This window comes from Acinetobacter sp. YH12098, assembly GCF_013419235.1.
Lineage (GTDB): Bacteria > Pseudomonadota > Gammaproteobacteria > Pseudomonadales > Moraxellaceae > Acinetobacter > Acinetobacter amyesii.
Genome location: NZ_VPAO01000027.1, coordinates 48,438 through 56,401, shown reverse-complemented (window position 1 = coordinate 56,401; position 7,964 = coordinate 48,438). Strand labels below are relative to the sequence as shown.

Here is a 7,964-nt window from a genome sequence, read left to right as displayed (position 1 = left end):
TTTGGCCAGAAAAATGAGTCGTTCTCGCTGTTCTAAACTAAGTGGTACAGAAACAATCCGAGGCATGTGTGAACATCTGTTAACTAAAAAAACCTTTTCGCATGATTAGTTATTTTTGTCAACTTAACCATGCTAAGATATTAGAATGTCTAATTTCTTGGTTAGACATTCTCATAACTTCAATGGGGTTGAAACGGTTTAAGTAGGCTTGAATTTGGTCTAGCGAGCTATTGTTTACTAATAGTTTTTCAAAATCATCGTAATTGATGTTTAAAGTTGTATGTGACATAAATCCTGCTTAAATTTTTTTTTACCTAAATTTGTGAAATTAAAAATTAAAATAGGTAATTCCCCGACACCTTCACATAATTCTGCGCTGAATAAGGCAAGAACGCTTTTTCTTTATCTGTTAAAGGTCGAACTTTCTTAACGGGACTACCAACATATAAATAACCACTTTCTAGAACTTTATTAGGTGGGACAAGTGAACCAGCACCAATCATCACATCATCTTCAACAATTACATCATCTAAAATAATCGTACCTATACCGACTAAAACACGATTACCAATAGTACAGCCATGCAATTTTACATGATGACCAATTGTGACATCTTCACCAATAATCAGTGGAGAACCCTCAGGCTTATCGGCTTTTTTATGACTCACATGCAACATTGAGTGATCTTGCACATTAGAGTTTTTACCAATACGAATATGGTTTACATCACCACGAATCACAGCAAATGGCCAAACAGAGACATTTTCAGCCAATACAACATCGCCAATCACCACTGACATTTCATCGATATAGCAAGAGTCATCAATACGTGGGGCAGTGTCTAAATAAGGGCGAATGTTTTGGCTCATAGGAAAGTCATCTACAGGTTTTTAGGCAGTATAAAATAAAAAAGCACCTAGACCGAAATCTAGATGCTTTCACTTTAGTCTTAATATCGAGTTTTCATCAAACTTAGAATAAGTTGCTAAAGAATTGCTTGATGTGATCAATCATTTTTGCAAAGAAACCAGCTTCTTCTACATTTTGTAGAGCAACAAGTGGTTTTTCAGCAATGACTTTACCATTGAGCGTTGCAACGTATTTACCAACCACTTGACCTTGTTTTAAAGGAGCAGTTAATTTTGGTTGAACAACCAATTGAGTTTTAATAGCGTTCGCTTCGCCTTTAGGCATCGTCACGTTAAAGTTTTCAGCTAGACCTACTTGAACTTCATTGTCTTTACCGTACCAAACTTTTGCTTTTGCAAGCACTTGTTTAGCAGGTTGAACTTTTACAGTTTCAAAGTTTGCATAACCCCAAGCTAAAATTTCACGTGTTTGAGATGCACGCTCGTTCATGCTTGGCGCACCAAAGATCACTGAAATTAAACGTAAAGGACCACGTTTAGCTGAAGTCGTTAAGCAGTAGCCCGCTTCTTCAGTATGGCCAGTTTTTAAACCATCTACACTTGGGTCAGTATAAAGCAGGGCATTACGGTTGCCTTGCTTAATGCCATTGAACGTAAATTCTTTTTCAGAGTAGATCGGATAGTATTTTGAACTGTCATGAATGATATGTTGCGCAAGAGTAGCCATATCTTTGGCAGTCGAGAAATGTCCTTCAGCCGGCATACCTGTCGCATTGATGAATTGAGTATTCACCATGCCAATACGTTTCGCTTCTTGGTTCATCATGTGGGCAAAGGTGCCTTCATTGCCAGCAATATGTTCTGCCATAGCTTTAGAAGCGTCGTTACCCGACTGAATGATAATGCCACGTAACATTTCTAATGCAGTTGCAGTACCGTTGAGCGGAACGTACATACATGACTCAGTGCTGCTGCCGCGACACCAAGCCGACTCATTCATACGTACTTTTTCATTTTCAGTTAGTTCACCGCTTAACAACTTTTGTTCAATGATGTAACTGGTCATCATTTTTGTCATTGAAGCAGGAGCTAATTTTTCGTTTTCATTTTTAGAAGCAAGGATTTGCCCTGTCTCATAGTCCATCAGCACATAAGATTTATTATTTAATTCAGGTGGTGCAGAAAGGACAGTTGCCGCGAATGAAAAACTAGGTGCAAGTAGTAATGCGGCAAGGGCGGTTTTTCGGGTCATTCTGGGTGGTTCCAATAACTTAGGTATAAGCACAAAGAGCCTAGCATTTTAGGACAAAGCTAGGCGGACTGCTATGGGGTGCAAGCGCTTATTTTAAAAGTATTGTAACCAATTGGTATTATTTGCTGTAAGCAGTCAATTCTTTGCAAATCGCACCATTTTTCTTATCGCCAGCTTTCTTCGCATCAGACTGCGCTTCTTTTAAAGCGTCTTTAAAACTTTTTTGTTTGCTGAGTTGCTGTAAAGCATTTACTGGGTTCTTTTCATTCGGCATATATTCTTTGGCTAATTTTGCATAACCCGCTTCAAACTTTGGTTGATCTTTGTCATTCACCAGTTTTGGGCAGACTTCAGATAGTACATAGATAGCTGCAAGTTCTTGAGTGGTCACTTGAGGTGTAGGGGTAACTTCAATTTTTTCATCTGCGGCATGTGCAGACATGGTAGTGAAAGCAAAAGCAGAAAGGCTAAGGGCACAAAGAGATTTTACAAAAGAGTTTTTCATTTAAATAACCTGTTAAATAACCTAAAAGATATCAAATAGCTAAAATTTATTAGCCAAGCTTAATCATATTTTGGGTAGAGATCAGTAGAAAATTGTATTGAAGCTGTTTAGAAATCAATACATTGTGAAAGAAAAAAGGATGAGGCTATAAAGCGTCATCCTTTTTTGGCAGGTTTGATGCAATTAGGACTAACCTATTGAGAGGGCGTCCAAATCTGAATGATCAATTAACCTTCATAATTTAAAACGTCATCACAAACTGATTTTTGTTCAGCTTTATCAGTTTCTTTAGCAGCTTGACGTGCTTCTTCAAGAACTGATTTATATTCGCTGTCAGACTGTAGTTTTTCTAAAGTCATTGATTTATCAGAATAATCAGCAAGATATGTTTTAGTGAGTGCTTGAATGTTGGCATCAAATTTTGCATTTTGACCAATAATCGCAGGGCATACTTCTAACATGACTTGTGCAGATGCAATGTCTTCTTTTACGATGGTATTGGCTTCTTCTTGAGTGAAGTCATTGTCTGCGACCACAGTTTGAGTCATGCAAGCTGCTAGAGCAAAGCCCAATAAACCACGAAGTGCTACGGTTTTATTCATTTTGTACACACACATTTATGCTGGATGTTGAAATGTAAATATATATAATTATTCATATATTTCAATAAAATGTTCTTGCGAGTCATTTTTAATTTTTTAGTAATGGAAATTTAGTTGTGAATATATTAATTGCCAATGATGATGGCGTTTTTGCTCCCGGTATCCAAGCTTTAGCACATGCATTGCGTCCTCTCGGTCGTGTGGTGATTGTTGCACCTGAAAGTGAACGCAGTGGTTTTTCAAGTGCACTGACTTTAGATCGACCATTACGACCTGTCGAAATTGCACCAAATATGTGGGCGGTAAATGGCACACCTGCGGACTGTGTGTATTTATCAATGAATGGTCTGTTCGATTTTGAATTTGATTTGGTGGTGAGTGGGATCAATAGCGGCGCAAATCTGGGTGATGATGTGCTGTATTCAGGGACGGTCGGTGCCGCATTTGAAGGTCGTCTAATGAAACAACCTGCGCTAGCCGTGTCTTTGGCTGGGCCGAATGTGCGTAGTTATAACAACCCTGAAGATTATGCCGTAGCTGCACAATGGGTGCATGACTTTATTGCCAATGGCTTACCTGCGCTACCTGCACGACATATTTTTAATATCAATATTCCAGATGTCGCTGAACTTCAAGGCACTAAAGTGACCTATCAAGGGCGACGTTTACAGTCCAAACCGATTACCAGTCATGTAGACCCGCGTGGTCGTCAAGTCTATTGGATTGGCTTGGCAGGTGAGGCTGTGGCAGAGCCTAAAAAAGGCTTAACGCATATCGAATCAGACTTCTTTGCAGTTGCAAATGGTTATGTCAGTGTAACGCCTATACAAATGGATGCTACAAACTATGAGATTTTGAATAACTTGCACTCAGAGTTATCTAAATCTTAAGTATTAATGTTATAACTTTGTGAAAATGGTTATGCCGCAACTTTTTTAGAGTGGATTTTTGCTAATCTTAGCCCATTCATAATGACTATATTTGAATTATTAGTGAGGAAGATGATGTCCCTGGTGTCACAATATCGCGTTATTGCCGCTCCTGCAGCATTATTTAAGACCCTTGTTTTATCTGCTGCGGTTGTTACGACTTTGGTCATGACTGGCTGTGCGTCAAAACCACAAATTAATAATGCGACCCGTTATGCGACTGCTCCGGATTATTATACAGTTCGTTCGGGAGATACTTTAAGTGGCATTGCCGCTCGCTATGGTTTGAGCTATGTCAGCATTGCAGAAATGAACGATATTGCGCAGCCTTATCGCATCTATGTTGGACAATCCATTCGCCTTAAAAATAGTGGCTCTCGTCGTACGACGTCTACACAAGCCATGACTCAAGCGGCACCAATTCAACGCCAAACGATTGCAATGCCAACGCAAACAGCGCCCGTGACTCAAGCTTCAACCACACCATCGACAGTGACGCGAACTACAGTTCCAACGCCTGTGGTCAGTTCTTCAAGTTTACGTTGGGTGAGTCCAGTATCGCGTCCTACGGTATTACAAGGCTATAACTTAGCATCGAATGTGAAAGGAACACGTTACGCAGGTAATACAGGTGATCCTATTTTTGCAGCAGCTGATGGTCAAGTGGTCTATGCCGCCGATGGTCTTAAAGAGTACGGCAATTTAATTTTGGTGAAGCATATTAATGGCTATATCACTGCATATGCACATAACAGTAAAATGAATGTCAAAAGTGGCGATACTGTGAAAGCAGGGCAGCAAATTGGTGAGATGGGTTCATCGGGTACCAACCGCACGATGCTTGAGTTCCAAGTGCGTTTAGATGGTAAACCAATCAATCCAACTTCAGTTTTACCAAATAATTAAATATATAATGCAAAAGCAAAATATCCCCGTATAATACAATGAGTTGCTTTTATCGAAAGATGAAGCTTCTCATAAGTTTATGAGGGAAATTTATGTTAGATCAACTTCGAGCAATGGGTGTCTTTGCTTGCGTTGTGGAAAAAAATTCGTTTAGCGGTGCTGCTCGTGAGTTAGGTATTACCACGAGTGCCGTGAGTCAGCAAATCCGCTCACTAGAGCAGGATATGGAAGTCATTCTTTTACATCGTTCAACACGTAAGTTAAGTTTGACAGAAGCTGGACAAGCTTTTTTTCATAGTTGCCAAGAGATGCTATCTGCCGCAGAGCGCGGCAAAATTCGTATCAATGAACTTCGTGACGACTTAGTCGGTGAATTACGTATTGCATCAACACCAGAAATTTGTGCGAATCATGTGATTCCTGCATTGTCACATTGGATGTCGGCACATCGTGGTTTATCCGTTCATCTAGAAGCAGATAATCAATATATCGACTTAATTGATGGACGCATTGATATTGCGCTACGAATGAGTTCAAAAATTGATGATCAACAGTTTCATGTGGTGCCATTGGCACATGTTGAACAAGTTCTCGTTGCTGCACCAAGCTATATCAACCAAACCAGTTTAATTACACGACCAGAAGATTTACAAAATCATGATATGGTTCAAATAAATTTGGTTAAAAACTTTCAGCATTTTGCATTTGAAAATGCAGTGACGAAAGAGCAGGTTGCATTGGATGTGCATTCCCGATTTACAACAAATAATGTATTTGCTGCAAAAGCAATGTGCCAACAAGGACATGGCATTGCAAGAATATTATATCTAGATACGCAAAAAGACTTATTAAACGGTTCTCTTGTTGAAGTTTTACCAGAATGGCGCTTACCATCATTTACTCTATATGCGGTGATGTCTAAACGTGATCAACAGCCTACTAAAATTCATCGTTGCCTAGATGCATTAAAATTGTATTTCAGTCAATTACCAGGCGGACGTGTATACCAAGAAGCCTCATAAAAACAAAAAAGGTTTAAAAAGATATAAAAAAAGCCGCAATCAGCGGCTTTTTTACTTTCGGCACAAATTACGCTAGAAAGTTTTTCACCATTTTAACAATGCGTTCAATCAAGATATCCGCTTGTTCTTTATTGATATTCAGCGTAGGCAATAAACGAATCACTGAGCCTGCTGTTACGTTAATAATCAAGTGATGCTCATCACGAGCAATATTCACAAGTTCGCCACATGCTTTTGGTAATTCAATACCGACCATCAAACCAAAACCACGAACAGTCACGTTTTGCTCTGAAAGTTGCTCTGTGAATTGCTCAACAAGATACGCCCCCATATTTGCAGCATTTTCAACAAGGTTTTCTTTTTGAATGGTATCAATCACGGTATAAACCACACGTGAACCTAATGCTGTACCGCTATAAGTTGAACCGTGGTTACCCGCTGTTAAAACGCCAACACCACGACCTTGAGTCATGACTGCGCCGATAGGGAAGCCATTACCCAGACCTTTAGCTGTAGTTAGCACATCAGGAACAATATTAGTGTGTTGATACGCAAAGTATTTACCTGTACGACCATTACCTGTTTGCACTTCATCAAGCATCATTAACCAGTTGTGCTGATTACAGATTTGACGAATTTCTTCTAGGTAGCTAAAACCCTGAGGTGCAGTATTTACACCACCTTCACCTTGGATCGGCTCAACCAAAATCGCTACGATGTCAGGGTGGTGAATCGCCGCTTCCTCAATCGCTTCGATATCACCGAAAGGTACACGGATAAAACCTTCAACCAATGGGCCAAAGCCTTCTTGAACTTTTTTGTTACCTGTTGCAGATAAGGTTGCCATGGTACGACCATGGAAAGAATGATCAGCAACGATAATTTTTGGTGTTGCGACACCTTGCATATGACCAAATTTACGTGCAATTTTGATTGCACCTTCATTTGATTCTGCACCACTATTTGAGAAGAAAACTTCTTCCATACCCGCAACTTCTGCTAATTTTTGCGCAGCAGCCGTTTGCCAAGGCACTTCAAATAAGTTACTGGTGTGAATGAGGGTCGCTGCCTGTTCAGCAATTGCTGCTGTAATTGCAGGATGTGAGTGACCTAAACCACAAACAGCGATCCCTGTCAGTGCGTCTAAGTATTCTGTGCCATCTGCAGTATACAGGTGAGCACCTTGACCTCGGACAAAGCTGATCGGTTGGCGGCCAAAGACTGGCATCAAGTGCGATGGTTGATCAGTTTGTACTGGGGCAAGGGTAATGTTATTCATGACTAACTCTAATTTGTCAGGTGATTGAAATAATATAGAGGAGACGCCATATATATATGAGCATCAAGAGGTCTATATAAGCAAAATATGACCCACTTGAAAAGCTGAAATGTAAATAAAACGTGAAATATTGCTTTAGTCATATTGTTTTACTCAGTTTTGGGTATAATGCGAAGCAGATTTATTGAGGATATATCAATGACTGAACAAGCACGCGATACAGAAGCGTTAATTCGTGACCAAATTGCTAAACACGCAGTTCTACTTTACATGAAAGGCACCCCACAGTTTCCACAGTGTGGTTTCTCTGCGCGTGCAGTAGAAGCGCTCAGTCAAATTGGTCGTCCGTTTGCTTATGTAAATATTCTTGAAAATCAAGATATTCGCGCAACTCTTCCACAAATTGCAAACTGGCCGACTTTCCCACAATTATGGATCAATGGTGAGTTGATCGGTGGTAGCGACATTATGCTTGATATGTTCCAAAAAGGTGAATTACAACCTTTAGTTGAACAATATAGCCCAGCTCCTGAAGCTTAATTGGATGTGTATTTGATGATTTTGATCATTGGATACAGATAAAAATAGCGCCTTTAAGGC

Annotated in this window: 9 protein-coding genes and 1 pseudogene; 4 read left to right on the top strand and 6 right to left on the bottom strand. The window is 39.8% G+C overall.

Features of this window, described 5'->3' with window-relative positions; translation table 11 throughout:
* From FTU38_RS16965 to FTU38_RS10505, 5 genes and pseudogenes are all read right to left on the bottom strand, one after another.
* Positions 1–66: pseudogene (locus FTU38_RS16965) on the bottom strand (helix-turn-helix domain-containing protein); the annotation flags it as partial.
* 269 nt (positions 67–335) lie between these two features.
* A complete protein-coding gene (locus FTU38_RS10520; protein WP_180004876.1) occupies positions 336–869 on the bottom strand; it encodes a gamma carbonic anhydrase family protein in 534 nt (177 codons plus the stop codon).
* Positions 870–972: 103 nt separating this feature from the next.
* Positions 973–2,121 carry a D-alanyl-D-alanine carboxypeptidase PBP5/6 gene (dacC, locus tag FTU38_RS10515; RefSeq protein WP_078191838.1) on the bottom strand — a complete coding sequence of 383 codons (1,149 nt, stop codon included), beginning with the start codon at positions 2,119–2,121 and terminating at the stop codon, positions 973–975.
* Positions 2,122–2,239: 118 nt separating this feature from the next.
* Complete coding sequence (locus FTU38_RS10510) at positions 2,240–2,626, bottom strand: MCR_0457 family protein (RefSeq protein WP_180004877.1); 387 nt, start codon at positions 2,624–2,626, stop codon at positions 2,240–2,242.
* Between the two features lie 227 nt (positions 2,627–2,853).
* The gene (locus FTU38_RS10505; protein WP_168377836.1) at positions 2,854–3,228 is read right to left on the bottom strand and encodes an MCR_0457 family protein; all 375 of its coding nucleotides are present in this window, start codon (positions 3,226–3,228) and stop codon (positions 2,854–2,856) included.
* Positions 3,229–3,344: 116 nt separating this feature from the next.
* Here FTU38_RS10505 and surE point away from each other — a divergent pair, with 116 nt between their 5' ends.
* The 3 genes from surE (at position 3,345) to FTU38_RS10490 (ending at position 6,085) form a co-directional block, all read left to right on the top strand.
* On the top strand, positions 3,345–4,118 hold the full coding sequence (surE, locus tag FTU38_RS10500) for a 5'/3'-nucleotidase SurE (protein WP_078190173.1): 774 nt from the start codon (positions 3,345–3,347) through the stop codon (positions 4,116–4,118).
* Positions 4,119–4,232: 114 nt separating this feature from the next.
* Positions 4,233–5,063 (top strand): peptidoglycan DD-metalloendopeptidase family protein, encoded by an 831-nt coding sequence (locus FTU38_RS10495; protein ID WP_180004908.1) that lies wholly within the window; start codon positions 4,233–4,235, stop codon positions 5,061–5,063.
* 92 nt (positions 5,064–5,155) lie between these two features.
* Positions 5,156–6,085, top strand: coding sequence for a LysR family transcriptional regulator (locus FTU38_RS10490; RefSeq protein WP_180004878.1), 930 nt, complete (start codon positions 5,156–5,158; stop codon positions 6,083–6,085).
* A 67-nt stretch (positions 6,086–6,152) separates the two neighbouring features.
* On the opposite strand, the gene FTU38_RS10485 is transcribed toward FTU38_RS10490, so the two are convergent.
* Complete coding sequence (locus tag FTU38_RS10485; protein ID WP_180004879.1) at positions 6,153–7,364, bottom strand: aspartate aminotransferase family protein; 1,212 nt, start codon at positions 7,362–7,364, stop codon at positions 6,153–6,155.
* A 198-nt stretch (positions 7,365–7,562) separates the two neighbouring features.
* Here FTU38_RS10485 and grxD point away from each other — a divergent pair, with 198 nt between their 5' ends.
* Positions 7,563–7,904: a Grx4 family monothiol glutaredoxin gene (gene grxD / locus FTU38_RS10480; protein WP_067762767.1), complete on the top strand. Its 342-nt coding sequence runs from the start codon at positions 7,563–7,565 to the stop codon at positions 7,902–7,904.
* Positions 7,905–7,964 lie beyond the last annotated feature (60 nt).